The 25,681-nt window shown below is 71.0% G+C and carries 24 protein-coding genes; 7 read left to right on the top strand and 17 right to left on the bottom strand.

Annotated features, from left to right (window positions below):
- Positions 1 to 7: 7 nt before the first annotated feature.
- Positions 8 to 787, bottom strand: coding sequence for a 4-hydroxy-tetrahydrodipicolinate reductase (gene dapB, locus AC1ROW_RS11505; RefSeq protein ID WP_493019044.1), 780 nt, complete (start codon positions 785 to 787; stop codon positions 8 to 10).
- A 63-nt stretch (positions 788 to 850) separates the two neighbouring features.
- Between dapB and AC1ROW_RS11510 the strand changes: the two genes are divergently transcribed.
- Positions 851 to 1,360 carry a GNAT family N-acetyltransferase gene (locus AC1ROW_RS11510; RefSeq protein ID WP_493019045.1) on the top strand — a complete coding sequence of 170 codons (510 nt, stop codon included), beginning with the start codon at positions 851 to 853 and terminating at the stop codon, positions 1,358 to 1,360.
- A 19-nt stretch (positions 1,361 to 1,379) separates the two neighbouring features.
- Here the strand turns inward: AC1ROW_RS11510 and AC1ROW_RS11515 are convergent, their stop codons facing one another.
- Both AC1ROW_RS11515 and AC1ROW_RS11520 read right to left on the bottom strand, forming a co-directional pair.
- On the bottom strand, positions 1,380 to 1,982 hold the full coding sequence (locus AC1ROW_RS11515) for a histidine phosphatase family protein (protein WP_493019046.1): 603 nt from the start codon (positions 1,980 to 1,982) through the stop codon (positions 1,380 to 1,382).
- A gap of 39 nt (positions 1,983 to 2,021) precedes the next feature.
- Positions 2,022 to 3,371 carry a M16 family metallopeptidase gene (locus AC1ROW_RS11520; protein WP_493019047.1) on the bottom strand — a complete coding sequence of 450 codons (1,350 nt, stop codon included), beginning with the start codon at positions 3,369 to 3,371 and terminating at the stop codon, positions 2,022 to 2,024.
- Between the two features lie 185 nt (positions 3,372 to 3,556).
- Between AC1ROW_RS11520 and AC1ROW_RS11525 the strand changes: the two genes are divergently transcribed.
- Entirely contained in the window at positions 3,557 to 4,141 is a 585-nt protein-coding gene (locus AC1ROW_RS11525; RefSeq protein WP_493019048.1) for a TetR/AcrR family transcriptional regulator, read from the top strand.
- A 213-nt stretch (positions 4,142 to 4,354) separates the two neighbouring features.
- On the opposite strand, the gene AC1ROW_RS11530 is transcribed toward AC1ROW_RS11525, so the two are convergent.
- From AC1ROW_RS11530 to AC1ROW_RS11565, 8 genes are all read right to left on the bottom strand, one after another.
- Positions 4,355 to 5,551, bottom strand: coding sequence for an aldo/keto reductase (locus tag AC1ROW_RS11530; protein ID WP_493019049.1), 1,197 nt, complete (start codon positions 5,549 to 5,551; stop codon positions 4,355 to 4,357).
- 170 nt (positions 5,552 to 5,721) lie between these two features.
- Positions 5,722 to 6,558, bottom strand: coding sequence for an HpcH/HpaI aldolase/citrate lyase family protein (locus tag AC1ROW_RS11535; RefSeq protein ID WP_493019050.1), 837 nt, complete (start codon positions 6,556 to 6,558; stop codon positions 5,722 to 5,724).
- Entirely contained in the window at positions 6,555 to 7,043 is a 489-nt protein-coding gene (locus AC1ROW_RS11540; protein ID WP_493019051.1) for a MaoC family dehydratase, read from the bottom strand. Before AC1ROW_RS11540 ends, AC1ROW_RS11535 begins: the two co-directional genes overlap by 4 nt.
- Positions 7,040 to 7,702: a CoA transferase subunit B gene (locus tag AC1ROW_RS11545; protein ID WP_493019052.1), complete on the bottom strand. Its 663-nt coding sequence runs from the start codon at positions 7,700 to 7,702 to the stop codon at positions 7,040 to 7,042. Before AC1ROW_RS11545 ends, AC1ROW_RS11540 begins: the two co-directional genes overlap by 4 nt.
- Complete coding sequence (locus AC1ROW_RS11550; RefSeq protein ID WP_493019053.1) at positions 7,699 to 8,499, bottom strand: CoA transferase subunit A; 801 nt, start codon at positions 8,497 to 8,499, stop codon at positions 7,699 to 7,701. Before AC1ROW_RS11550 ends, AC1ROW_RS11545 begins: the two co-directional genes overlap by 4 nt.
- 113 nt (positions 8,500 to 8,612) lie before the next feature.
- Positions 8,613 to 9,815 (bottom strand): acyl-CoA dehydrogenase family protein, encoded by a 1,203-nt coding sequence (locus tag AC1ROW_RS11555; protein ID WP_493019054.1) that lies wholly within the window; start codon positions 9,813 to 9,815, stop codon positions 8,613 to 8,615.
- Positions 9,812 to 11,986: an acetyl/propionyl/methylcrotonyl-CoA carboxylase subunit alpha gene (locus tag AC1ROW_RS11560; protein WP_493019055.1), complete on the bottom strand. Its 2,175-nt coding sequence runs from the start codon at positions 11,984 to 11,986 to the stop codon at positions 9,812 to 9,814. Before AC1ROW_RS11560 ends, AC1ROW_RS11555 begins: the two co-directional genes overlap by 4 nt.
- A 5-nt stretch (positions 11,987 to 11,991) precedes the next feature.
- A complete protein-coding gene (locus AC1ROW_RS11565) occupies positions 11,992 to 13,593 on the bottom strand; it encodes a carboxyl transferase domain-containing protein (protein WP_493019056.1) in 1,602 nt (533 codons plus the stop codon).
- Positions 13,594 to 13,732: 139 nt separating this feature from the next.
- Here AC1ROW_RS11565 and AC1ROW_RS11570 point away from each other — a divergent pair, with 139 nt between their 5' ends.
- Both AC1ROW_RS11570 and AC1ROW_RS11575 read left to right on the top strand, forming a co-directional pair.
- Positions 13,733 to 14,356 (top strand): SACE_7040 family transcriptional regulator, encoded by a 624-nt coding sequence (locus tag AC1ROW_RS11570; protein ID WP_493019057.1) that lies wholly within the window; start codon positions 13,733 to 13,735, stop codon positions 14,354 to 14,356.
- A gap of 90 nt (positions 14,357 to 14,446) precedes the next feature.
- Positions 14,447 to 17,065, top strand: a complete 2,619-nt coding sequence (locus AC1ROW_RS11575; RefSeq protein WP_493019058.1) for a penicillin acylase family protein — start codon at positions 14,447 to 14,449, stop codon at positions 17,063 to 17,065.
- A 26-nt stretch (positions 17,066 to 17,091) separates the two neighbouring features.
- On the opposite strand, the gene AC1ROW_RS11580 is transcribed toward AC1ROW_RS11575, so the two are convergent.
- The 4 genes from AC1ROW_RS11580 to AC1ROW_RS11595 all read right to left on the bottom strand — a co-directional run bounded on the left by AC1ROW_RS11580 (position 17,092) and on the right by AC1ROW_RS11595 (position 20,473).
- Positions 17,092 to 18,453 carry a citrate synthase gene (locus AC1ROW_RS11580; protein ID WP_493019059.1) on the bottom strand — a complete coding sequence of 454 codons (1,362 nt, stop codon included), beginning with the start codon at positions 18,451 to 18,453 and terminating at the stop codon, positions 17,092 to 17,094.
- 129 nt (positions 18,454 to 18,582) lie between these two features.
- Positions 18,583 to 19,716 (bottom strand): succinyldiaminopimelate transaminase, encoded by a 1,134-nt coding sequence (dapC, locus tag AC1ROW_RS11585; protein WP_493019060.1) that lies wholly within the window; start codon positions 19,714 to 19,716, stop codon positions 18,583 to 18,585.
- 14 nt (positions 19,717 to 19,730) lie between these two features.
- Positions 19,731 to 20,051, bottom strand: a complete 321-nt coding sequence (gene fdxA / locus AC1ROW_RS11590; RefSeq protein ID WP_185276994.1) for a ferredoxin — start codon at positions 20,049 to 20,051, stop codon at positions 19,731 to 19,733.
- A gap of 44 nt (positions 20,052 to 20,095) precedes the next feature.
- On the bottom strand, positions 20,096 to 20,473 hold the full coding sequence (locus tag AC1ROW_RS11595) for a hypothetical protein (protein WP_493019061.1): 378 nt from the start codon (positions 20,471 to 20,473) through the stop codon (positions 20,096 to 20,098).
- 99 nt (positions 20,474 to 20,572) lie between these two features.
- On the opposite strand from AC1ROW_RS11595, the gene efeU reads away from it, so the two are divergent.
- The 3 genes from efeU to efeB all read left to right on the top strand — a co-directional run bounded on the left by efeU (position 20,573) and on the right by efeB (position 23,994).
- Positions 20,573 to 21,436, top strand: coding sequence for an iron uptake transporter permease EfeU (gene efeU, locus AC1ROW_RS11600; protein WP_493019062.1), 864 nt, complete (start codon positions 20,573 to 20,575; stop codon positions 21,434 to 21,436).
- 63 nt (positions 21,437 to 21,499) lie between these two features.
- Entirely contained in the window at positions 21,500 to 22,681 is a 1,182-nt protein-coding gene (efeO, locus tag AC1ROW_RS11605; RefSeq protein WP_493019063.1) for an iron uptake system protein EfeO, read from the top strand.
- A gap of 2 nt (positions 22,682 to 22,683) precedes the next feature.
- Positions 22,684 to 23,994 carry an iron uptake transporter deferrochelatase/peroxidase subunit gene (gene efeB, locus AC1ROW_RS11610; RefSeq protein ID WP_493019064.1) on the top strand — a complete coding sequence of 437 codons (1,311 nt, stop codon included), beginning with the start codon at positions 22,684 to 22,686 and terminating at the stop codon, positions 23,992 to 23,994.
- Positions 23,995 to 24,007: 13 nt separating this feature from the next.
- On the opposite strand, the gene AC1ROW_RS11615 is transcribed toward efeB, so the two are convergent.
- On the bottom strand, positions 24,008 to 25,075 hold the full coding sequence (locus tag AC1ROW_RS11615; RefSeq protein ID WP_493019065.1) for a hypothetical protein: 1,068 nt from the start codon (positions 25,073 to 25,075) through the stop codon (positions 24,008 to 24,010).
- Positions 25,072 to 25,680, bottom strand: coding sequence for an ATP-binding cassette domain-containing protein (locus tag AC1ROW_RS11620; RefSeq protein WP_493019066.1), 609 nt, complete (start codon positions 25,678 to 25,680; stop codon positions 25,072 to 25,074). Before AC1ROW_RS11620 ends, AC1ROW_RS11615 begins: the two co-directional genes overlap by 4 nt.
- Between the last annotated feature and the right edge of the window lies 1 nt (position 25,681).

Here is a 25,681-nt window from a genome sequence, read left to right on the forward strand (position 1 = left end):
GGGCGGCCTACACCTCGCGGACGGTCGCCCGCGGCGGCTCACCGTCGGGCTCGCTGATGCCGAGGTCGACCAGCTTGTCCAGACCGACCACCACGCCGGTCGTCGTCGCGGCGGCGCGCAGCGCGAGCAGGATGCCCGGCTCGTACGCCTCCTGGCCGATCGTGTCGTGACGGATGGTGAGGGTCTCCCCCGCCCCGCCGAAGATCACCTGCTGCTGGGCGGCGACGCCGCGCATCCGGAGGCTGTGGATCGGCACGCTGCCGACCTGCTGGCCGCGCGCCCGCTGGTAGGTGTGGGGAGCGTCCACCGGGCCGCGCTGCAGTCGGGCGGCCGCGATCAGCTCGGCGGTCCGCACCGCGGTGCCGGAGGGCGAGTCGACCTTGCCCGGGCCGTGCGTCTCGACGATCTCGATGGAGTCGAAGAACCGGGCGGCGACGGTCGCGAAGGCGGTGCCGAGAGCGGAGCCCAGCGAGAAGTTGGGGATGACGACGGCGCCGGCGCCCTCGTGCTCGGCCACCCGGCGCTCCAGGTCGAGGATGCGGTCGGCCGACCAGCCGGAGGTCCCGACCAGCACGTTGAGGCCGTGGTCCACAGCGAAGGCGACGATCCCAGGGCTGACCTGCGGCAGCGTCATGTCCACCAGCACGTCGGCGCCGAGCATGGCGTCGAGCGGGGTCCGGGAGTCGAGGGCGGCCACCAGCTCCAGGTCGTCGGCCGCCTCGATGAGGCGGACCGCCACGGATCCGAGCTTGCCGGTCGCCCCGGCGACGGCCACGCGAATAGTCACCCGTCCACCCTACCCGCCGCGCACTGCCCGCGCCCCGGCGACGCCGGCCGCTAGCCTGGGACGATGGTGTCCTTTGCCGATGTCTCCGTCACCGACGCGACCGCCCACCGGATGCTGGCGGACTACTTCGCCGAGCGCGCCGAGACCTTCCCCGCCTCCCAGGGCGCGTACCGCACGACCTTCCCCGACCCGGGCCAGTTCGTGCCGCCGGCGGGTGTCTTCCTGCTGGCGTACGACGACGGCGAGGCCGGCTGCGGCGGCATCCGCGAGCTGGCCGTCCCGCTGTCGGAGACCGAGGACGGCGAGCGCATCGTCCGCTACGAGATCAAGCACCTCTGGGTGGCGCCCGCGCACCGCGGCCGGGGCCTCGGCCGCGCCATCCTCGCCGAGCTGGAGCACCGGGCGCGCGGCTTCGGCGCGACCGAAGTCGTCCTCGACACCAACGCCAGCCTGGAGGCCGCCGGCGGCCTCTACCGCTCGCACGGCTACGAGAGCATGCAGCCCTACAACGACAACCCGAATGCGACCGACTGGTTCCGCAAGCGGCTCGGCCCGGACGTCACGCCGGCCTGAACCCGCCGACGAGACTCCGCTAGACCGGCTGGAGCTCGGGCAGGCCGGTGCGCAGCTCGACCGGAAGGTGGCCGAGGTCGTTGTGTACGACCAGCACCGGAGGCTTCGCCGAGCGCACCCGGATGATGGTCAGGCCGCAGTTGGCCTGGTTGAGTCCGAGCCAGCGCCAAGCGGGCGCGTCGAAGACGTGGCGGACGAACCAGCCGATCACGAAGTTGTGGGTCACCAGCAGGTCGTGCCTGTCGCCCATCGCGGGCGTCAGGAACTCGCTGACCGCGTCCTCCATCTGCGCGCTGCCCGCCTCGATCTCGGCGTCCGTCACCGGGCCGAAGAACGACTCGAACGCCTTGGGCATATCGGGCGTCGGCCCGGAGGGGATGCAGTCGAACAGCAGGCTGGAGGGCTCCGGCACCACGGCCGGCATCCGCTCGGCGATGATCGAGGCGGTCTCCTCTGCGCGGATCAGCGGCGAGTGGTACATGCCCGTCAGCGGCAGGCCGCTGAGCCGGTCGGCGATCAGCTGGGCCTGGCGCTTGCCGCGCGGCGACAGCGGGCCGTCGGGCAGGCCGTGCTCGGCATCCTGCTGCTCGCCGTGACGCACGAGGTAGAGGTAATGAGGCACCGGTAGACCTTTCGATGTGACGAGTAGGGAGACAGGCGGTCAGGCCACGAGGCCCGCGAAGACGTCGTCGTCGACGCCACCCACCGCGGAGATCGAGACCGGGCGGTCGGCCAGGTCCCGTGCGAGTTCACGGACGTCACCGGCGGTGACGAGGTGGAGGCGCCGCAGGCTCTCGTCGAGGTCGGCGAACTCCCCCAGGCTGATCTCTGCGCGGCCGAGCCGCGACATCCGGGTGTCGGAGTCCTCCAGGGCGAGCGCCGCGCCCCCGGAGAGCTGGCCGACGGCGCGGCGCAGCTCGTCGGCCGTCACGCCGCCGTCGGCGAGGCGGTGCAGCTCGGCGAGCATCAGCTCGGCGACCTGCCGGGCTTTCGCCGGAGCGCAGCCCGAGTAGAGCCCGAAGACGCCGGCGTCCGAGTAGGAGCCGGAGAACGAGTAGACGGCGTAGGCCAGCCCGCGCTTCTCGCGGACCTCCTGGAACAGCCGACTCGACATCCCACCGCCGAGGACGGAGTTGAGCACGCTCATCGTGGTGCGGCGCTCGTCGGTCGCGACGATGCCGGGCATGCCGATGATGAGGTTGGCCTGCTCGATCGGCCGGGACACGGTCACGACGGGGGCGCCGCGCTCGATCGTCGCCTGATCGTTCGAACGACGGTCGACCGGCGCAGCCACCTCGTCCCGGTCCCAGCCCGCGGCGTCGAGTGCGCGCTGCACACCGGCCACGAGCACGTCGTGGTCGACCGCGCCGGCGGCCGTCACGACCAGGTCGCGCGGTCGGTAGTTGGCGCGGTAGTGGCTCCACACCGCGTCGCGGGTCGCCGCGCGGATGGTGTCGGGCCGACCGCCGATCGGCCGCCCGAGCGGGTGGTCGCCGAGCACCGCGGTGAAGAGGCGCTCGTTGGCGACGTCGGCCGGGTCGTCTTCGGCCATCGACAGCTCTTCGAGGATCACGCCGCGCTCGTTCTCGAACTCGGTGGGGTCGAGGACGGACGAGGTGAGCATGTCGCCGATGACCTCCACCGCCATCGGGAGGTCGCGGTCCTGCACCTTGGCGTAGTAGCAGGTGTACTCCTTGGCCGTCATGGCGTTGTGCTCGCCGCCGACGGAGTCGAAGGACACCGCGATGTCGAGGGCTGTGCGCGTGCGCGTGCCCTTGAACAGCAGGTGCTCGAGGAAGTGCGTGGAGCCGAGGCTGCCCGCCACGTCGGCGATCTCGTCGCGGGATCCGACGGCCACCCAGTAGCCGAGGGTCGCGCTCCGGGCGCCGGGCACCTGCTCGCTGAGGATGCGGACGCCGTTCGGCAGGATCGTGCGGCGGACGAGGGCCTCGCCGGATGCGGCGAAAGCGAGGTCGGCCAGACCGAGGGGGAGGTCGACTGCGCTGTTCATCCCCTCCACCCTACGCCAGCGCTCGATCGATCGCGGAGACTGGGAAAATGAGGACAAACAGACTGGTCTGTCTACGACTATACTGAAGTGACCACCCCGACCGGTCGTCCCCCCTTGGACCGGTCGGGGAGGTTCTCAGAGAAGAGCGGAGGCGCCACGGTCTCCCGGAGAGAGGAGCGACCCAGATGGTCGTAAGTGCCCGCGCGACCATCCGGCCGCCCGCACCGTCGAAGATCAAGATCCTCGCGACCGCCGACGAGCTCTTCTACCAGGAGGGCATCCACACGGTCGGCGTCGACCGCATCATCGCGGGCGCCCGGGTCACGAAGGCGACCTTCTACAAGCACTTCCGCTCCAAGGACCTCCTGATCATCGCCTATGTCGAGGGCCGGGACCGCCAGGTGCGGGAATGGTTCGCCGAGAAGGAGGCGGAGCTGTCCGACCCGACGGCGATCGCCCGCGCCCTCGTCGACTCCATCAACGCCGAGGCGGTGCGCCCGGGCTTCCGCGGCGACCCGTTCATCAACGCCGCGGCGCAGTTCGCCGACGAGAACCACCCGGTGCGCGTCGCCGTGACCGCCCACCGGGACTGGTACGCGAAGCACATCGAGGAGTTGTTCCGCCGGATCGGCCACCCGCGACCGGGTGACGCGGCGGACGACCTCATCCTCGCCCGCGACGGCGCCCTGGCGGGCGGCTACGTGGGCGACCCGATCGCAGCGGGCGCAGCCCTGCACCGCGCGCTCGACCGCATCCTCGCCGAGGCGTAGCCGGTCGGTAACTCCGGAGGATCGGCCCGCCACGCCGCCCTGCGTACCGTAACTCCGGAGACCGGGCCGGGTCTGCGGCCGATCTCCGGAGTTACGGAGAACGGCTGGCGTCGGCAACTCCGGGGATGCAGGCCGAAACGGAGCCCGATTCCGGAGTTACGGAGATTAGGGCGGCGTGGCCGGACGGGCCTCCGGAATTGGCGACCGGCGGGCCTACTCGGAGACGCGGTCGAGGTCGAGCATCTGGGCGCGGGTGAGGCGGATGCCGGCGGCGGCCATGAGGCCGTCGACCTGCTCGGGGCGGCTGGCGCTCGCCACCGGGGCCACGATGGTGCGCTTGGCCAGCAGCCACGCGATCGCGACGCTCGCCGGGGAGACGCCGTGCTCGGCCGCGATGCGGTCGAGCACCGCGAGCACGCGCATGCCCTTGCGGTTGACGTACGCGGAGGCGCGCACGCTGCGGGCGTCCGCACTGAGGTCGGACTTGGAGCGGTACTTCCCCGTGAGGAAGCCGTTCGCCAGCGCGTAGTACGGCATCACCGCGAGCCCCTGGGCGGCCGCGACGATGCGCAGCGCGCTCTCGAACTCGGCCCGGTGCATGAGGTTGTACTGCGTCTGGATGGCGACGAACTTGGGCAGCCCGGCCGACGACAGGATGCGCGCTTCGATGAGCCGCTCGGCGCTGAAGTTGGACGCGCCGAGGTAACGGACCTTGCCGGTCTCGATGAGCCACTCCGCGGTCGCGAGGCTGTCCTCCAGCGGAACCTCGGGGTCGTCGTCGTGGAAGTAGAGCAGGTCGATGTGGTCGGTCTGCAGGCGCTCGAGGGAGGCCTCCACCGCCCGCACGATGCTCACCGAGCCGAGTCCGGGGTTCTCGTGGTGCCGGCCGACCTTGGTGGCGACGACCAGGTCGTCGCGGTTGCCGCGCTCGCGCATCCACTTGCCGATGAGGACCTCGCTGCGCCCGCCGACGTAGCTGTCCGCGGTGTCGATGAAGTCGCCGCCGCGCGAGGCGAAGCGGTCGAGGATCGCGAGCGACGTGTCGCCGTCGGCCGTCCAGCCGAAGACGCTTGCTCCGAGCGACAGCGGGTACACCGCGAGGTCGCTCTCGCCGATGCGGCGCGGGGCGATGATCGAGAGCGGGCCGGTGCGCTCCAGGCCGCTGTCGATGTCGAGCGGCCCGCCGGTGTCGGTGGACGGCTCGGCGAAGGCCGGGGACCCAGCCGCGAGGGCGGGACGCGGGGAGGTCGTGGCCGGCTGCGCTGGCGACGCCGAAGCGGTCTCGCCGGCAGGGCGGTTCGGCGTCGCTGACGACTGATCCGACGTGCCGTCGGCGTCCGGGACGACCGCTGCGGCGGGATGGCGGAGGCCGACGCTCTCGAGCAGGCGCAGGGGAAGCAACTGTGGCATCTCATCCCCCTTCCAGTCGTTCGAGCGGGTCTTCACGCGGACGATAGATTCGGGGCTCGAATCGTTTCGAGGGTGCTCTGCTCCGGAACGTTAAGGGCAGAGTACGGCATGCCGCAGACGCGGCACGACCAAACGGGTGAACGGCGCAAAAATCGTTCATCACAGTTTCATCACGACGTGCTAGTCGCCCTCCGGAGCACCGCTCTGGCGTGTGAAAGCACGGGTCCGTCGACCATCCGGCCGTTGTGCCGGAACACTCCCCCGCCTGCAGCTCTGGCCGCCTCCAGGAGTTCGACGGCCTCGGCCACCTGGGCCTCGTCCGGCCGGTAGGCGGCGCGCACGGTTTCCACCTGCGACGGGTGGATGCACGCGGTCGCGGCGAACCCGACCGCGACGGCGTCCTCGGCCTCCGCGGCGAGCCCGTCGAGGTCCGCGATGTCGAGGTGAACCGTGTCCACAGCGGGTTTCCCCGCGGCTCCGGCGGCCAGCAGCACCGCCGAGCGCGCGTGCGCCGCGACATCGCGGTAGCGACTGTCCGGGCGCCGGCTCGAGGTGCCGCCGAGCGAGGCGACCAGGTCCTCCGCGCCCCACATCAGCGCGACGACCTGCTCCGCGGCAGCGAGCTCCCCCGCCGCGACCACGCCGGCCGCGGTCTCGCAGAGCGCGATCACCTGAAGGCCGTCGAGCGCGGCGAGGTCGGCCGCGCGCTCCGCCTTCGGCAGCATCACGGCCGTGTAGGGCGTGACCGAGAGCGCCGCGAGGTCGGCGGCCTGGTCGTCGGTGCCGGCCGGATTGACCCGCACGATCACGCGCGCGGAGTCGAGGTCCGACGCGGCGAGCGCCTCCCGGGCCGCCACCCTGCGCGCCGGATCGACGGCGTCCTCCAGGTCGAGGATGACCGCGTCCGACCGCTCCAGCGCCTTGGCGTACCGGTCGGGCCGGTCGGCCGGGCAGAACAGCAGCGCCGGGCCCCACGGGAATGCGCCGACGCCGGGGACGACGGTCATTCGTCGCTCGTCCCGAGGTGCGCCTCGCGGCACCACACCATGACCTGCCGGGTCGCCGTGGCGACGACCACGCCGTCCTGGTTGCGGCCGGTGTGCTCCAGCGTGACGATCCCCTGGCCGGGACGGGAGGCCGAGAGCCGCTTGGCGGTCACCGTCGTCTCCGAGTAGAGCGTGTCGCCGTGGTACAGCGGGTGCGGGAAGGAGACCTCCGAGAACCCGAGGTTGGCCACGATGGTTCCCTGCGTCAGCTGGGCGACCGACGCGCCGACGATCGTCGCGAGCGTCCACATCGAGTTCATCAGCCGCTCGCCGAAGGGCTGCCGGGCGGACCACGCGGCGTCCAGGTGCAGCGCCTGCGTGTTCATCGTCAGCGTGGTGAAGAGGACGTTGTCGGCCTCCGTGACCGTGCGGCCCGGGCGATGCAGATAGCGCGTCTCCAGCTCGAACTCCTCGTAGTAGAGGCCGCGCTGCTCGACTTCTTTCACGACGCCGCTCCCTTCATGGCGTCCGGCAGCTCCACCGCGAGCGGCGCCCCCGTCGCGGCGACGACCTCCTCGACCGTCACGCCCGGCGCGGTCTCGCGCAGCACGAGCCCGTCCGGGGTCACGTCGATCACGGCGAGGTCGGTGATGATCCGGTCCACGCAGCCGGTGCCGGTGAGCGGGAGGGTGCACTCGGCGAGGATCTTCGGCTTGCCCTCCTTGTCCACGTGCTCCATCATCACGATCAGCCGCTTGGCGCCGAAGACGAGGTCCATCGCGCCGCCCATGCCCTTGACCATCTTGCCGGGGATCATCCAGTTGGCCAGGTCGCCGGCCGCCGAGACCTCCATCGCGCCGAGGACCGCGACGTCCACGTGGCCGCCGCGCACCATCCCGAACGACAGCGACGAGTCGAAGTAGGCGGCGCCGCGCTTGACGGTGACGGTCTCCTTGCCCGCGTTGATCAGGTCGGGGTCGACGTCGGCGTCGGCCGGGTAGGGGCCGACGCCGAGCACGCCGTTCTCGGAGTGCAGGATGACCTCCACGCCTTCCGGGATGTAGTTCGGAATGAGCGTCGGCATGCCGATGCCGAGGTTGACGTACTGGCCGTTCTCCAGCTCCTGCGCCACCCGGGCGGCGAGCTCGGTGCGGGTGAGGCTCATCGGGCGCTCCCTGCCTGGGCGGGGGCAGTAGTGGCGGGGGCCTCGGCCGGCGCGGCGACCGTGCGCCGCTCGATCCGCTTCTCCACGCCCGGCGCGTGCACCACGCGCTGGACGAAGATCCCGGGCAGGTGCACCTCCCCCGGCGCGAGCTCGCCCGGCTCGACCAGCTCCTCCACCTCGGCGACGGTGATGCCGCCGGCCATCGCCGCCAGCGGGTTGAAGTTCATCGCGGCGGCGTGGAAGACCAGGTTGCCGTGCCGGTCGCCCTTCGCCGCGTGGACGAGCGCGAAGTCGGGACGCAACGAGCGCTCCAGGACGTAAGACGCGCCGTCGAACTCGCGCACCTCCTTCGGCTCGCTCGCGACCGCGACCGAGCCGTCGTCGTTGTAGCGGCGCGGCAGGCCGCCGAGCGCGATCTGGGTGCCGACGCCGGCCGGCGTGTAGAACGCCGGGATGCCCGCGCCACCCGCCCGCAGCTTCTCCGCGAGCGTGCCCTGCGGGGTCAGCTCCACCTCCAACTCGCCGGAGAGGAACTGCCGCGCGAACTCCTTGTTCTCGCCGACGTAGGAGCTGATCATCTTGCGGATGCGGCGCTGGGCGAGCAGGAGGCCGAGCCCCCAGTCGTCCACGCCGCAGTTGTTGCTGACCACCTCGAGGTCGGTCGTGCCGGCCTCTAACAGCGCCTGGATCAGCGCGCTCGGGATGCCGCACAACCCGAAGCCGCCCACGGCCAGGCTCGCGCCGCTCGGGATGTCGGCCACCGCCTCCCGCGCGCTCGCCACCGTCTTATCGATCACGCTGCATCTCCCTACCTCTCACCGTCGAGCTGTGTCCCGCCATTGAGTACGGGAAAACTACCGCCCAAACCGCCGAGTCGCCAGATCATCTACGTACTCGGCGGTTGGGGACTTCAGGCCTCGAAGCCGAGGGCCCGCGAGATGATCATGAGCTGGACCTCGGAGGTGCCCTCGCCGATCTCCAGGATCTTCGAGTCGCGGTAGTGCCGGGCGACCGGGTTCTCGTTGAGGAACCCGTAGCCGCCGAAGATCTGGGTCGCGTCGCGGGCGTTGTCCATCGCGGCCTCGCTGCCGACCAGCTTGGCGATGGAGGCCTCCATCTTGAAGGGCTTGCCCGCCATCAGCTTGAACGCGGCGTCGTAGTACGCCAGCCGCGCCGCGTGCACCCGCGCCTGCATCCGCGCGATCTTGAAGGCGATGTACTGGTTGGAGCCGATCGGCCGGCCGAAGACGTTGCGCGACGTGGCGTAGCGCACCGCCTCCTCCAGGCAGCCCTGCGCGGCGCCCGTGCAGAGCGCGGCGAAGGCGACCCGGCCCTCGTCGAGAGTTTGGAGGAAGTTGGCGTACCCGCGGCCGCGCTCGCCGAGGAGGTTGGCCTCGGGCACGTGCACGTCGGTCAGCGTCAGCGGGTGGGTGTCGGAGGTGTGCCAGCCGACCTTGTCGTAGACCGGCTCGGCGACGAAGCCGGGCGTGCCGGTCGGGACGATGATCGCCGAGAGCTCCTTCTTGACCGAGCCGTCCGCGCGCCGCTCCTCGCCGGTCACCGCCGTGATGGTGACGAGCTTGGTGATCTCGGAGCCGGAGTTGGTGATGAACTGCTTGCTGCCGTTGAGGACCCACTCGCCGTCGCGCAGGATCGCCGTGGTCTTCGTGCCGGAGGCGTCGGAGCCGGCCTCGGCCTCGGTCAGCCCGAACCCGGCGAGCGCCTCGCCGCGCGCCAGCATCGGCAGCCACTCCTGCTTCTGCTCCTCGGTGCCGTTGCGGAAGATCGGCATCGCGCCGAGCCCGATCCCGGCCTCCAGTGTGACGCCGATGGACTGGTCCACCCGGCCGAGCTGCTCGACCGCGAGGCAGAGCGAGAGGTAGTCCTTGCCCTGGCCGCCGTACTCGACCGGGAACGGGAGGCCGAACAGGCCCATCCGGCCCATCTCGGCGATGATGTCGTACGGGAGGCTGCGCTTGGTGTCGTACTCGTACGCCGCGGGCGCGACGACGGTGTCGGCGAAGTCGCGGACCTCGTCGCGGAGGCGCCGCTGCTCGTCGGTGAGCTCGAAGCCGGCGACGTCGAGTTCGGGGCGTGACATCTGCATGGTCATCGGAGATTCCTGTCTGTTGTGGTGACGGTCCCTGCCGCGGCGTGCTCGCCGTGGGATGTGGCGGCCGCGGGTGTCGGCTCGGGGGTGTCCGCCGGGGTCGGCGGGACGTTCTGGATGGTTTCGGCGTCGGCCTCGACGGCGGTCGCCTCCGGCGCGTCCACGACGGCGACGAGCTGGTCGAGCTTCACGAGGTCGCCTGGCACGACCTTCACCGTCACGGTGCCGGCGATGGGGGCTACCAGGCGGTGCTCCATCTTCATGGCCTCCACGACGGCCACGGTGTCGCCCGCCTCGACCGAGGCGCCGGACGCGACCGGGACGGCCACGACGGTGCCGGGCATGGGCGAGCGCACTTCGGGATGCGCGGCCGCCTCGCCGCGCTCGCGGGCGGCGAGCGCCGCGGCCAGCCGCTCGGCGGGTGTCCGCAGCCGCAGAGCGCGGGAGCGGCCGCCGTGCGCGAGCCAGACGGTGGCGCCGTCACGGGCCGCGTCGAAGCGGGTGACCACACCGTCGAGGTCGAGAATGACGGTCTCGGGCTCGCCGGTCGCGCCGGGCTGCACCGCGATCCGGGCAGTGTGCTTGTGCGGCTCGCCGTCCGGTCCCGGGATGGTCACGTGCTCGCCGACGACGTGCACGGTCGTGCCGTCCACGTCGTAGCGGACGGGACGCGGCGAGCCGAGCCGCCAGCCGCTGGGTGCGCCCCACAGGGCTCCGACGCCGCCGGGGACGGACGTCTCCCGTTCGCGGTGCGCCAGCAGCGCCGCCGCCGCGAGTTCGGCGGCGGACGCCGGGACCTGCTCCAGCGCGGAGAACCGCCGGTCGATCAGCGTGGTGTCCATGCTGCCCGCACGGACCTCCCCGTCGGCCAGCAGGTCGCGCAGCCAGGCGATGTTGTTCACGACGCCCAGCACCGCGGTGCCCGCGAGGGCGCGGTCGAGCCGGGCCAGCGCGCCGGCCCGGTCGGGCGCCCAGGCGATGACCTTGGCGAGCATGGGGTCGTAATCGGTGACCACGCGCGTCCCTGCGGCGAGCCCGCTGTCGACGCGGACGCCGTCGCCGGACGGCTCGCGCAGGGCGAGCACCGCGCCGTCACCTGGGAGGAAGTCCCGCTCCGGGTTCTCGGCGTACACGCGCGCCTCGACGGCGTGCCCGCTGAGCCGGATGTCGTCCTGCGCGAAGCCCAGCGGCTCCCCCGCGGCGACGCGGAGCTGCCATTCCACCAGGTCGACCCCCGTCACCAACTCGGTGACCGGGTGCTCGACCTGGAGCCGGGTGTTCATCTCCATGAAGAAGAACTCGTCCGGTCGTTCGGCGGAGACCAGGAACTCCACGGTGCCGGCCCCGACGTACCCGACGCTCGCGGCGACCCGGCAGGCGGCCTCGCCGATCCGGGAGCGCGTCGCGGCGTCGAGCAGCGGCGACGGCGCCTCCTCGACCACCTTCTGGTGGCGGCGCTGCAGGGAGCACTCGCGCTCGCCTAGGTGGACCACCGCGCCGTGCCGGTCGGCGACGATCTGGACCTCGATGTGCCGCGGCGACTCCACCAGCCGCTCCAGGAAGAGCGTGTCGTCGCCGAACGCCGCGGCCGCGACGCGACGGGCCGCGCGCAGCGCCTCCGGGAGCTCGGCTGCCGCGTGCACCGCCTGCATCCCCTTGCCGCCGCCGCCCGCCGAGGGCTTCACCAGCACGGGATAGCCGATCCGCTCGGCGGCCGCGACGAGCTCCTCGTCGCCGAGGCCGGGCTCCGCGATCCCGGGGATGGTCGGCACGCCCGAGCGGCCGACCTCCTGCTTGGCCGAGATCTTGTCGCCCATCACCTCCAGCGCGTGCACGCCCGGGCCGACGAAGACGATGCCCGCGGCCTCGCAGGCCTCGGCGAGCGCCGCGTTCTCGGACAGGAAGCCGTAGCCGGGATGCACCGCCGCCGCGCCCGTGCGGCGCGCGGCGTCGACGATCGCCTCGACCGAGAGGTAGCTGTCGCGCGCCGGAGCCGGACCGATCCGGACCGCGGTGTCGGCGAGCCGGACGTGCGGGGCGTCGCGGTCGGCGTCGCTGAAGACGGCGACCGAGCGGATGCCGAGGCGACGCAGCGTGCGGATAACGCGGCAGGCGATCTCGCCGCGGTTCGCCACCAGGACGGACTCGAACGGGACGGAGGAGAAGTCGGTCATCGTCGTCACATCCGGAAGAGGCCGAAGGCCGTGTCGGGCAGCGGAGCGCGGGAGCAGACGTCGAGCGCCAGCCCCAGCACCGTGCGAGTGTCCGCGGGGTCGATCACGCCGTCGTCCCAGAGCCGGGCGGTCGAGTAGTACGGGTTGCCCTGGTCCTCGTACTGCGCGGCGATCGGCGCCCGGAAGGCCGCCTCGTCCTCCGCGCTCCACTCCTCGCCGCGGGCGTCCAGCTGGTCGCGCTTGACGGTGGCGAGCACGCTGGCCGCTTGCTGGCCGCCCATCACCGAGATGCGGGAGGCCGGCCACATCCAGAGGAACCGCGGCGAGTAGGCCCGGCCGCACATCGAGTAGTTGCCCGCGCCGAAGGAGCCGCCGATCACGACGGTGAGCTTGGGCACCCGGGTGGTGGCGACGGCGGTGACCATCTTGGCGCCGTTCTTGGCGATGCCGCCCGCCTCGTAGTCGCGGCCGACCATGAAGCCGGAGATGTTCTGCAGGAAGACCAGCGGGATGCCGCGCTGGTCGCAGAGCTCGATGAAGTGCGCGCCCTTCAGCGCCGACTCGCTGAACAGCACGCCGTTGTTGGCGACGATGCCGATCGGGTGGCCGTGGAGGTGCGCGAAGCCGGTGACCAGCGTGGTGCCGTACTCCGGCTTGAACTCGCTGAACTCCCCCGCGTCCACCAGCCGCGTGATGACCTCGTGCACGTCGTACGGCGCCTGCACGTCGACCGGGACGACGCCGTAGAGCTCCTCCTGGTCGGCGATCGCCGCGCGGGTGGCCAGCACCTCCCACGCGGGAGCCGCAGGCTGCGGGAGGGTCGCGACGATCTCGCGGACGATCCCGAGCGCGTGCTCGTCGTCTTCCGCCAGGTGGTCCACGACGCCGGAGGTGCGAGCGTGGAGGTCGCCGCCGCCGAGCTCCTCGGCCGTGACGATCTCGCCGATGGCGGCCTTCACCAGCGGCGGCCCGCCGAGGAAGATGGTGCCCTGGTTGCGGACGATCACGGTCTCGTCGCTCATGGCGGGGACGTACGCGCCGCCCGCGGTGCACGAGCCGAGCACCGCGGCGATCTGCGGGATCTTCGCCGCAGAGAGCCGCGCCTGGTTGTAGAAGATGCGGCCGAAGTGGTCGCGGTCGGGGAAGACCTCGTCCTGCATCGGCAGGAAGGCGCCGCCCGAGTCGACCAGATAGACGCACGGGAGGTGGTTCTCCAGCGCGATCTCCTGCGCCCGCAGGTGCTTCTTGACGGTCATCGGGTAGTAGGTGCCGCCCTTCACCGTGGCGTCATTGCAGACGATCATCACGTGGCGGCCCTCGACGAGGCCGATACCGGCGATGACGCCCGCGGCCGGGCTCTCGTCGCCGTACATCCCGGTCGCGGCCAGCGGGGCGATCTCCAGGAACGGGCTGCCCTCGTCGAGCAGCGCGTCGATGCGGTCGCGCGGTAGCAGCTTGCCCCGGGCGACGTGGCGCTCGCGGGCGCGCTCCGGGCCGCCGGCCGCGGCGACGGCGAGGCGTTCGCGGAGGTCGGCGACCAGCGCGCGCTGGGCGGCGTCGTTCCCCGCCGGCTCGGTCGGGGCGGCGGTCGCGTTCTGGTCGGGCATCGTGCTCAGGGCAGGCATCGTGCTCCCGTGTCCTCATCGACATGAGTTAGTGGTCACTAACTCGAATTTAGGTTAGTGTTCATTAACCCGAATGTCCAGCCCGCACCTGGGAGTCCCCCATGACCGAGACCGCACCGAGATGACCGAGACCGTACCGGCCGACCCGCTCGCGCGGCCGACCCAGCGCAGCCAGGCGAAGGCCGACCGGCGCGCCGCGCTGCTGGCGGCCGCGGCCGGCAAGTTCGCCGAGCGCGGCTTCAACGGCGTCTCGATCGAAGACCTGGGCGCCGCCGCCGGGGTCAGCGGCCCGGCGGTTTATCGGCACTTCGCGTCCAAGCAGGCCGTGCTCGCGGCCCTGCTGGTGGGCGTCAGCGAGAACCTGCTCGACGGCGGCGCCGCGGTCGTGGGCAACGCGGCCGACCCCGCGGGAGCGTTGCGCGGCCTGATCGCCTTCCACGTGGACTTCGCACTGACGGAGGCCGACACCATCCGCGTGCAGGACCGCGACCTCGACGCCCTCGCCCCGGAGGACCGCCGCGCGGTGCGCACCCTGCAGCGCCGCTACGTCGAGCTCTGGATGCAAGTGCTCGGCGAGCTGCACCCGTCGCTCGCCGCCGACGAGCTGCGCGTGCGCGTCCAGGCGACGTTCGGGCTGATCAACTCCACGCCGCACTCCGCGCGCGCCGGAGCCGCGCACGCTGCCGACGCCTCGGTGCGCCCCGTGCTCGAACGGATGGCCTGGGCCGCGCTGACCTCGCGCTGACCCCGGTTCGCTTCTTCGGTCCGACACCCGCGTGGGTTAGAGTCCGAAGACGCGCCGGGCGACATCCCGGGCGATCCGACGGGAGGCGACGTGGGCGACGACACTCCCCGGCTGAGGCTGCACCACCGCGTGCTGCGCACCGTCGGAGTCACGCTCGCCGCGCTGCTCGTCCTCGCCCTCCTCGCGGGCGGCCTCGCGGTGTGGACGGTCACCCTCGCGTTCCCGCAGACCTCCGGCTCGCTGCACGTGCGCGGCCTGAGCGCGCCCGTGACCGTCACGCGCGACTCCGCCGGGGTGCCGCAGATCACGGCGCACACGGCCGACGACCTCTTCCGCGCACAGGGCTTCGTGCACGCGCAGGACCGGTTCTGGGAGATGGACTTCCGCCGCCACGTCACCGCCGGCCGGCTGTCCGAGCTGTTCGGCGCGAGCCAGATCCCCACGGACACCTTCATCCGCACGCTCGGCTGGCGGGATGTCGCCGAGCAGGAGGTGAAGCAGCTCGACCCGACCTCGCTGCGCTACTACCAGGACTACGCCGACGGCGTGAACGCCTACCTGGCCACCCACTCGGGCGCGCAGCTGTCGCTCGAGTACGCGATCCTCGGCATCCAGAACCCGGGCTACCATCCCGCGCAGTGGACGCCCGCCGACTCGGTGGCCTGGCTCAAGGCGATGGCGTGGGACCTCCGCTCCAATCTGGAGGACGAGATCGACCGGGCACTCCTGGCCACGAAGCTGACGCCCCAGGAGATCGCCGAGCTGCACCCCGCCTACGACTTCAGCGGGCACCCGACGATCACCGCGCTCGGCGGCGGGACGCCGGGCGCGGTCACGCCGGACGCCGCACCGGCCGGCTCGAAGGCGCCGTCCTCGGCGTCGGCCGGCGACACGGACGCGACGGCCGCGCTCGCGGTCGTGCCCACCGCGCAGTACCGGAGCCGGCTGGAGCAGGTGGCCGCCAGCCTCCACGGCGTCCCCACCCTGATGGGCCCGGCCGGGGACGACATCGGCTCGAACTCCTGGGTCGTCTCCGGCGCCCACACCGCGACCGGGAAGCCGCTGCTCGCCAACGACCCGCACCTCGGCACGGTGATGCCCTCGGTCTGGTACCAGGTGGGCCTGCACTGCGCGGTCGTCGACGCGCAGTGCCCGTTCGACGTCGCCGGCTTCAGCTTCTCCGGGTTCCCCGGCGTCATCATCGGCCACAACGCCCGGATCGCCTGGGGATTCACCAACCTCGGGCCGGACGTGGCCGACCTCTACGTCGAGAAGGTCAGCGGCGACACCTACGAGTACGACGGCCGGCAGGTGCCGCTGACCATCCAGCACGAGACGATCCACGTCGCGGGAGGCCCGGACGTCCGGATCACGGTGCGCTCGACCCGGCACGGCCCGATCATCACCGACCTCAGCGACGGCTACGGCGTCATCGCCAAAGACCAGGCCGGCAAACTGGGCGTGCCCGCTCAGGCGTTCCAGCTCTCGCTGGAGTGGACCGCGCTCACGCCCGGCCCGACCGCCGGCGCGATCTTCGCCTTCGACACCGCGCACGACTGGGCGAGCTTCCGGGCGGCCGCGGCGTCGTTCCAGGTGCCGTCGCAGAACCTCCTCTACGCCGACGTGGACGGCAACATCGGCTACCAGGCGCCCGGGAGTATCCCGGTGCGCGCGAAGGGCGACGGGACGGTTCCGGTGCCCGGCTGGACCAGCGAGTACGGCTGGGCCGGCTCGGTCCCGTACGATCAGCTCCCCAGCGTCCTCAACCCGCCCAGCGGGTACATCGTCACGGCCAACAACGCCGCCGTCGGCCCGCAGTTCCCGGCGATGATCACGCAGGACTGGGACGCCGGCTACCGCGCGAACCAGATCCAGCTGCGCCTGACGAAGCTCATCGGCACGGGGCGCAAACTGACCTCGGCGGACATGTCCGCCATCCAGGCCGACACCTACGACGCCAACGCGGCCACCCTCGCGCCTCTGATCGTCGCCGCCGGCGCGAAGGCCGATCCGACCTCCGGGGTCGCCAAGGGCGCGGCGCTGCTGCGCGGCTGGAACTACCACGACGACGGCGACAGCGCCGCGGCGGCCTACTTCGCGGTGTTCTGGAAGAACCTGCTCGCCGACGCGTTCGGGCGCAAGCTCCCAGCCGACGCGCCGCCGACCGGCGGAGACCGCTGGTTCCAGGTCGTGCAGTCGCTCGTGGCGCAGCCGAACTCGGCGTGGTGGGCGGACAGCCGCCTCGGCACGCTCGACCGGGACGACATGATCGCGTACGCCGCGAACCAGGCCTGGAGCCAGACCCAGAGCGCCCTCGGCGGCGACCCGGCGAGCTGGCGCTGGGACCGCCTGCACACGCTGGAGCTCGCCAATGCCTCGTTCGGGTCGTCCGGCGTCGCGCCGATCGAGTGGCTGTTCAACCGCGGGCCGTTCCCACTCGGCGGCGGATCGAGCGTGGTCGACGCGACCGGTTGGGACGCCTCGGCCGGCTATCAGGTCGACCGGGCGCCCTCGATGCGGATGGTGGTCGACCTGGGCGACCTCGACCGCAGCACGTGGATCAACCTCACCGGTGCCTCAGGGCACGCGTTCGACCCGCACTACGCGGACCAGGCGCGATTGTGGGCGGTCGGCCGGACCCGGCCGTGGCCCTTCTCGGCGAAGGCCGTGAAGGCGGCTGCGGACCAGACGCTCACGCTGACGCCGTAGCGCTCACGCTGACGTAGCTCTGGCGCTCAGCGGGCGGTCGGCCAGCTGCGCTCGCCGTCGCCGACGTAGAGCTGCTGCGGACGGCCGATCTTCGTGCTCGGGTCCTGCGTCATCTCGCGCCAGTGGGCGATCCAGCCCGGCAGGCGGCCGATCGCGAACAGGACGGTGAACATCCGGGTCGGGAAGCCCATCGCCTTGTAGATCACGCCGGTGTAGAAGTCCACGTTCGGGTAGAGGCGGCGGTCGACGAAGTACTGGTCGGCGAGAGCGACCTCCTCGAGCTCCTTCGCGATGTCGAGCAGCGGGTCGTGCACGCCGAGAGCGGCGAGCACCTCATCGGCGGACTGCTTGACGAGCCGGGCGCGCGGGTCGAAGTTCTTGTAGACGCGGTGCCCGAAGCCCATCAGCTTGACCCCGGACTCCTTGTTCTTGACCCGCTCGACGAACTTCTGCACGCTCTCGCCCGAGTCGCGGATGTCCGCGAGCATCTGGAGGACGGCCTCGTTCGCGCCGCCGTGCAGCGGGCCGTAGAGTGCGTTGATGCCGGCCGACACCGAGGCGAACAGGTTCGCCTGGGTGGAGCCGACGAGGCGGACGGTCGAGGTGGAGGCGTTCTGCTCGTGGTCCTCGTGGAGGATGAGGAGGCGCTCCAGCGCGCGCGAGAGCACCGGGTTCACCTCGTACGGCTCGGCGAGCGTGCCGAAGTTGAGCCGCAGGAAGTTGTCCACGAAGCTCAGCGAGTTGTCCGGGTAGAGGAACGCCTGGCCGATGCTCTTCTTGTGCGCGTAGGCCGCGATCACCGGGAGCTTGGCGAGGAGGCGGATGGTGGAGAGCTCCACCTGCTCCGGGTCGCTGACGCTGAGCGAGTCCTGGTAGAAGGTCGACAGGGCCGAGACGGCGCTGGAGAGCACCGACATCGGGTGCGCGTCGTGCGGGAGTGCGCTGAAGAAGCGGCGGAGGTCCTCGTGCAGCAGCGTGTGACGGCGGATGCGCTCGTCGAAGTCGGCGAGCTCGGCCGGCGTCGGCAGCTCGCCGTGGATCAGCAGCCACGCCACCTCGAGGAACGTGGAGTTCTCCGCGACCTGCTCGATCGGGTAGCCGCGGTAGCGCAGGATGCCCGCATCGCCGTCGATGTAGGTGATCGCCGAGCGCGTGGCGGCGGTGTTGACGAAGCCGTAATCGAGGCTGGTGAGGCCGGTCTGGCGGGTGAGGCTGGAGAGGTCGATGCTCGACGCGCCCTGCGTGCTCGGCAGGATCGGGAACTCCGCGACGCCACCGGGATAGCGGAGCTGGGCGACGGCCGCCTCCTGGGCGGGACCGCGCTGCTCCGCCTGCGGCTGCGCGGCAGTCCGATCGGTGCCGGCCTGCTCGGTGCCGAGTCCGCTCACAACGCCTCCTGGGTGGGATTTGGGGTGCTTCGCGTGCCGATCGTGTCGGCCACGCAGTGAAGCCGTGCTCGTACAGCCTAGCCAACCCGCGCGACAACTGTCGCATCGGGCAAAGGCTGCTGGGCTCCCTTAGAGAGATTCTCCAAACGACCGCAGCCGGGAGGCCGCCGCCGCGATCCGCTCGTCCGACGCCGTCAGCGACAGCCGCACGTGCTCGGGGTAGTGGTCGCCGTAGAAGACGCCGGGGCCGGCCAGGATGCCGAGGTCCGCCAGCCGCCCGATGCTCTCCCAGGCGTCGCGTCCCTCGGTCGCCCAGAGGTAGAGCCCGGCCTCGCTGCGGTCGACGCGGAACCCCGCGGCCTCCAGCGCCGGCTTGAGCAGCGCGCGCCGCGCCCGGTAGCGCTCGCGCTGCTCCGCCACGTGCGCGTCGTCGCCGAGGGCGACGACCATCGCGGCCTGCAGCGGCGACGGCAGCATGAGCCCGGCGTGCTTGCGCACCGTGGTGAGGCGCGCGATCAGCGCGCGGTCGCCGGCGATGAACGCGGCGCGGTAGCCCGCCAGATTGGACTGCTTGCTCAGCGAGTAGACAGCGAGCACACCACTGCGGTCGTCGCCGACCACGCGCGGGTCCAGCACGCTGGGGGTGGGTGCGGTGTCCCAGGGCGCGTCCCAGCCGAGCTCGGCGTAGCACTCGTCGCCCGCGACGACGGCGCCGAGCTCGCGGGCGCGGGTCACCGCCGCGCGCAACTCCTCCACCGACAGCACCCGGCCGTCGGGGTTGCCCGGGCTGTTCAGCCAGACCAGCCGGGTGTTCTCCGGCCACTCCGCGGGGTCGTCGCTCGCCACCGCCTCCGCACCGGCGAAGGCCGCGCCGATCGCGTAGGTGGGGTACGCGGCGCGCGGGTGCACGACGGCGTCCCCCTCGCCGAGACCGAGGAAGAACGGCAGGAACGCGACCAGCTCCTTGGAGCCGATGGTCGGCAGCACGTCCTCCGGGGCGAGGCCGGGCACGCCGCGGCGCCGCTCGAACCAGGCGGCGATGGCCTCCCGGAGGGCCGGTGTGCCGACGGTCAGCGGATAGGCGTGGGCGTCCGTCGCCTCGGCCAGAGCGTCGCGGATCAGCGCGGGCGTCGGGTCGACGGGCGAGCCGATCGAGAGGTCCACCAGCCCGGAGTCGTCGCCGAACGGCACGGCAGCGCGGGCGCGCGCCGCGTACGGCGCCATCAGATCCCAGGGGTAGTCGGGCAGCGCTCCGAGCGCCATGTCAGCGCGTCACCTCAGTGCGCCTGCGGAGGCAGGGCGGAGATGAGCGGGTGGTCCTTCGCGATCACGCCGACCTTGGCGGCGCCGCCGGGCGAGCCGATGTCGTCGAAGAACTCCACGTTGGCCTTGTAGTAGTCCGCCCACTCCTCGGGGAGGTCGTCCTCGTAGTAGATCGCCTCCACCGGGCAGACCGGCTCGCACGCTCCGCAGTCGACGCATTCGTCGGGGTGGATGTACAGCGAGCGCTCGCCCTCGTAGATGCAGTCGACGGGGCACTCGTCGATGCAGGCACGGTCTTTCACATCGACGCACGGGAGGGCGATGACGTAGGTCACTGTGGTTCCGGTTCCCTTCGGACGGCGGGAGGTACTCCCCTAGCTTAGGCCGTTCCGGACCGGCCCGGCGCGCGCTTCACGTCCGGCCAGGCGACGACCACGGCGGCGATGAGGATCGGGCCGACCAGCCAGATCTGCCCCCACAGGTTGTTCGGGATGAGCACGGAGCCGCCGGCGCTCTGCTGGGTGAAAACCAGGATGACGGCGATCGCCCCCAGCGCCGCGCACAGCGCGGGCCAGCGGGAGCTGCCGAGCAGCCGCAGGCCGACCAGTAGCGCGGTGTAGCAGAGCAGCGAGCCGATCAGCCCGAGCGGGACGGTGACGCCCCAGTCGACCGTGAGCTGGTGCGCGACCGTGCCGATCCCGCCGACCGCCGCTCCCGCGAGGACCAGCAGGACGGCGTTGACGATCCGGCTCAGCATGCTCGAATCCTAGCTGGACACATCCGCCGGACGTGTTCTAGAGTCGGGCAGGTAAGGTTAGCCTTACCAACATCCCCCACCTCCACTCGAAGGTCCTCTGTGCTCGCGAACTATCTGATCGGCCTCCGCGAAGGCCTCGAAATGGCGCTCATCGTCACCATCCTCGTCGCGTACGTGGTCAAGGTCGGACGGAAGGACGTCCTCTCCAAGCTGTGGATCGGCGTCGGCGTCGCTCTCATCGTGCCGCTCGGGATCGGGGCGCTGCTCACCTGGGGGCCCTACGGCCTCAGCTTCGAGGCGCAGGAGATCGTGGGCGGCACGCTCTCGCTCATCGCTGTCGGCTTCGTCACCTGGATGATCTTCTGGATGGGCAAGACCGCCCGGAGCATGAAGTCCACCCTCCAGAACCGGCTCGACTCCGTGCTCGTCGGAGCGGGCTGGGGCGTCGTCGTCCTCGCCATGCTGAGCGTGGGCCGCGAGGGCCTCGAGACGGCGCTCTTCGTCTGGGCCACCGTCGCCAGCGTCGGGGGCGGCTGGGAGCCGGTCATCGGCGCCGTCCTCGGACTTCTGTCCGCCGCGGTGCTGGGCTTCCTCCTCTACCGCGGCATGGTGAAGATCAACCTCGGCTCGTTCTTCACCTGGACCGGCGCGTTCCTCATCCTCGTGGCGGCCGGCGTGTTCGCCTACGGCATCGGCGACCTGCAGGAGGCGGGCGTCATCCCGGGAGCCGGCGTCCACGCCTACGACATCAGCGGGATCATCCCATCGTCGAGCTGGTACGGCACCGCGCTCGCGGGCATCCTCAACTTCAATCCGTCGCCGACCTGGCCGCAGGTCATCGCCTGGGCCGGCTACCTCGTCGTGGTCACGCTCTTCTACGTCCGCCAGCACCGGGCGTCGCACGCCCGGCCGACGTCGACGTCGCCGGCGTCCGCGGCCGCGGGAACGCCCGTCCACTCCTGAGTCACGGCCCCGCCTCCGCGCGGCAGCCCACGCATCCACCAGAGCAGAAAGCACAGCATCGCCATGCCCCGACTCCGTCACCTCGGCCCGATCGCCGGCTCGCTGGCCGGCGCCGCCGCCGTCGCCCTCGCCCTCACCGGCTGCGTCCCGAACACGGCCGTCGCCGAGGCGGAGGCCGTCCAGGTCACGCTGACCGACGCCTCCTGCACCGTGAAGACCGCGACGGCCCCGGCCGGCCCGATCACCTTCCAGGTCACCAACACCGGCTCCGACGTCAACGAGTTCGAGGTGCTCGCGGAGGACAAGCTCCGGATCGCCGGCGAGAAGGAGAACATCGGCCCGGGCACCACGGTCAACTACGTCGTGCAGCTCGCGGAGGGCAGCTACTTCACCGCGTGCCGGAAGGGAATGGTCGGCCCTCCGACCTCCCTGGCGCCGTTCACGGTGACGAAGGGGTCCGCCGACGCGAAGACCACAAGCGAGAGCAAGCAGGTCGCGCAGGCGGTCACCAACTACCTCAGCTACGTCAAAGACCAGGCCGGGCAGCTGCTCACCGCCACGAAGACGTTCGCCGCCGCCTACGAGGCCGGCGACGACACGGCCGCCCGCGCCCAGTACCCTGTCGCGCGGGCCTTCTACGAGCGGATCGAGCCGACCGCCGAGCAGTTCGGCGATATCGACCCCGCGCTGGACCTCCGCGAGGCCGACCTCGAACAGGGCCAGGAGTGGACCGGCTGGCACCGCGTCGAGAAGGATCTGTGGGCGCCCGCCGGCTTCACGGCCTCCGACGCCGCAGGCCGCAAGACCCTGGGCGACCGGCTCGTCGCAGACACCCAGCGCCTCTACGACCTGGTCCACGCGAAGGACTTCACCCTCACCCTCGACCAGATCTCCAACGGCGCCGCCAGCCTGATGGAGGAGGTCTCGCGCACCAAGATCACCGGCGAGGAGGAGATTTTCTCGCACACCGACCTCTGGGACTTCCAGGCCAATGTGGAGGGTGCGGAGGTCGCCTACGGCAACGTGCGTGCGGTGCTCCTCGAGAAGGGCGCGACCGGGAAGGCGACGGCGAAGAAGCTCGACAGCGAGTTCGCGACCATCGGCAGGCTGCTGGCGCAGTACAAGGAGGGCGAGGGGTTCGTGAGCTACACCCGGCTCACGACGCCGCAGGTCAAGGAGCTCCAGGACTCGGTCAACGCGCTGAGCGAGCCGCTCAGCCACCTCACCTCGATCCTGGTCAAGTAGCAGTGGGCGACGACACGACCGCCGCCGACCGTCCGGCGCCGGAGACGGGCGCCGGACGATCCGGCCTGTCCCGCCGCGGGATGCTCGGCCTCGCCGGTGCCGCGGTCGGCGCGGGCGTCGTCGGGTTCGGCGCGGGTGCGGCGGTCGGCCACGCGGTCGCCTCCTCCCCCGACAGCGCGACCTACCCGTTCTACGGCGCGAACCAGTCCGGCATCGTCACTCCGACGCAGGACCGCCTCCACTTCGCCGCGTTCGACGTCGCAGCCGGCCTCGACCGGGAGGGGCTGATCGAGCTGCTGCAAGACTGGACCGTCGCCGCCGCGCGGATGACACAGGGCAAGCCGGCCGGGAAGTACGGCCCGGCCTCCGGTCCGTCGGACGCTCCCCCGGACGACACGGGCGAGGCGCTCGACCTGCCGCCCGGCGGCCTCACCCTCACCTTCGGCTTCGGCCCGACACTGTTCACCGCCGCCGACGGAACCGACCGGTTCGGGATCGCCGCCCGGCGTCCGGCCGCGCTGGTCGACCTCCCGCACTTCCCCGGCGACGCGCTCCTCGACAACCTCACCGGCGGCGACCTGTGCGTGCAGGCGTGCAGCGAGGACCCGCAGGTGGCGGTGCACGCCATCCGCAACCTGTCCCGCATCGCCTTCGGCCGCGCCGCCATCCGCTGGTCGCAGCTCGGCTTCGGCCGCACCTCGTCCACCTCGCGCAGCCAGACCACGGCCCGCAATCTGTTCGGCTTCAAGGACGGCACCGCGAACATCAAGGCCGAGGACACCTCGGTCGTGAACGAGCAGGTCTGGGCCGACCGCGGAGACGGCGCGGCCTGGATGCACGGCGGCTCGTACCTGGTGGCGCGGAAGATCCGCATGGTCATCGAGACCTGGGACCGCCAGCAGCTCGGCGAGCAGGAGCGCATCATCGGCCGCGACAAGGGCGTAGGCGCGCCGCTCTCCGGCGGCACCGAGTTCAGCGAGCCGAACTTCCTCGCGCTGTCCCCGGCCGGCGGCACCAAGATCGACCCCGACTCGCACGTGCGCCTCGCGCACCCGACGATGAACGACGGCGCGCAGCTCCTGCGCCGCGGCTACAACTTCGTCGACGGCAATGACGACCTCGGCCGGCTGAACGCCGGACTCTTCTTCATCGCCTTCCAGCGCGACCCGAGGAAACAGTTCATCCCCATCCAGATGCGCCTCGCGAAGAACGACCTGATGAACGAGTACCTCAAACACGTCGGCTCCGCCGTGTTCGCGGTGCCCCCCGGCGCCCGCGAGGGCTCGTACGTGGGGGCGGGGCTCTTCGGCTGAGGCCTTCGAGGCGCTAACGCGCCTTGAAGTATCGGAAGAACGATCGTTCTCGCACAAGCAGAGCAGCGCCGATCGATCCCAGCAAGGTAGCCGCGCCCGTCATGACGATCGGAGCCATCGCCAGTGACAGCACCTCTGGCCTATCGCCGCCGTCGACGAATGTGGACAGCGTTGCAATGACGCCCGCGCTGATTGTCGCTCCACCGACGGCCCAAGCGAGCGCTTCGATGAAGATCTGCAACGTCATCGCGGGCCGGCTCACGCCGGCGTGGAGGTTGCTTGCAATCTGGAGCCTCCGAACCCAAACGCTCGCCGATCCCAGGGTCAAACCGAGGATCGCCCCCAGTGGGCACGCGAAGACGGAAGGTCGCGCGCGGAAGAGTGCGTCGCCATCGAAATCTGCACCGAAATTCGTATTCAGGCGGCCTTCATGCACTGAACCCAGCTTTCCTGGCGCTACCGCTATGAGCATGGCTTCAGCGACGTTCGGGGGAACGGGCCAGGCGAAGACCCAGCACTCGTCGTAGTTCTGCAAGCCGGCGGTTGGCACGAGGACTGCGAAAGCGACACGGCTGTCACGGCCATCATCGGGGTAATTGAATACGCCCTCGATCGTGACCGACCTACCCTGTACATGGAGTCGGGAGCCTGCTCCGACCTGGAGTGTCTGAGCCAGCTGCGAAGAAACCCACACTCCTCCTCGGGGCGAACCCTTAGAGCCGAGCACGGTCAGAAATGACGGTGAGATCTCGAACTGCAGGACCCTGTTATCGGGCAATTCGTCGAAGACCAGTGGGCGCGCGCTGCGTAAGCCACCTGAATGCACGTTCCGGCGATCCGCGCCTACGGCCTCGCAGCCTCGTGCGCTGATCGAAGCGGCCTCGGAACCAGTCAGGATCCGGGTAGCGCCGCCGCTGCTGGCGAACCGGGCGGCGCTTTCGAGGATGCCCGCCACGGTGAGCACTTCGACGAATGCAAGCGGTATAGCGAGAAGGCAGAAGACCGCGGCCATCATCGTGACGCGGCTGGTGCCGTTCACTACGTCGCGGAACGCTTCATGGAGAATGACGTTGAATCTCAATGCGCATGCTCGACGATCTTGATCACCCGGTCGCACGACGCGAGTGTTTCTGCATCATGCGACGCGACGACGACCAATCCACGCGAACGCGCGAGCTCCTGAAGAGCACGATCCACGGTGCGTGCGGATGAGTAATCCAGCTGGGCCGTCGGCTCATCGACGAGGAACAAGTCCGGTTCGGAGACGAATCCGCGAAGCAGCATCAAGCGCTGAGCCTCGCCGCCCGACAAGTCGCGGAACCGTCGATCAAGAACGTCCTCCAGGCCGAAGCCGACGGCGACCGAGCGGATGAAAGCGTCTGCTGCCTTGCGTCGTGCGCCCCGAGCCAGCAGCGGCAGGGTGGCGTGATCTAACGCCGTGCGCGAGGACACGCCCACGGGGTTTTGAAAGACCCAAGATATACGTGAGATATTCGTTCGCACGATACTTCCCCGAGTGGGCACGGACCATCCGGCGAGAATGGACAAGAGCGTGGACTTTCCAGAGCCGGAAGGACCGCTCAAGCCGAGCAGTTGACCAGCCGAAGCAGTGAAGCTGAGCCCGTGAAACAGCGGGCGATCCGGTGCGTAGCCGAACGCCGCGTCAATGATTTCGATCTTCGCCACG

This window comes from Leifsonia sp. GW821-FHT13C09 (genome assembly GCF_058806435.1).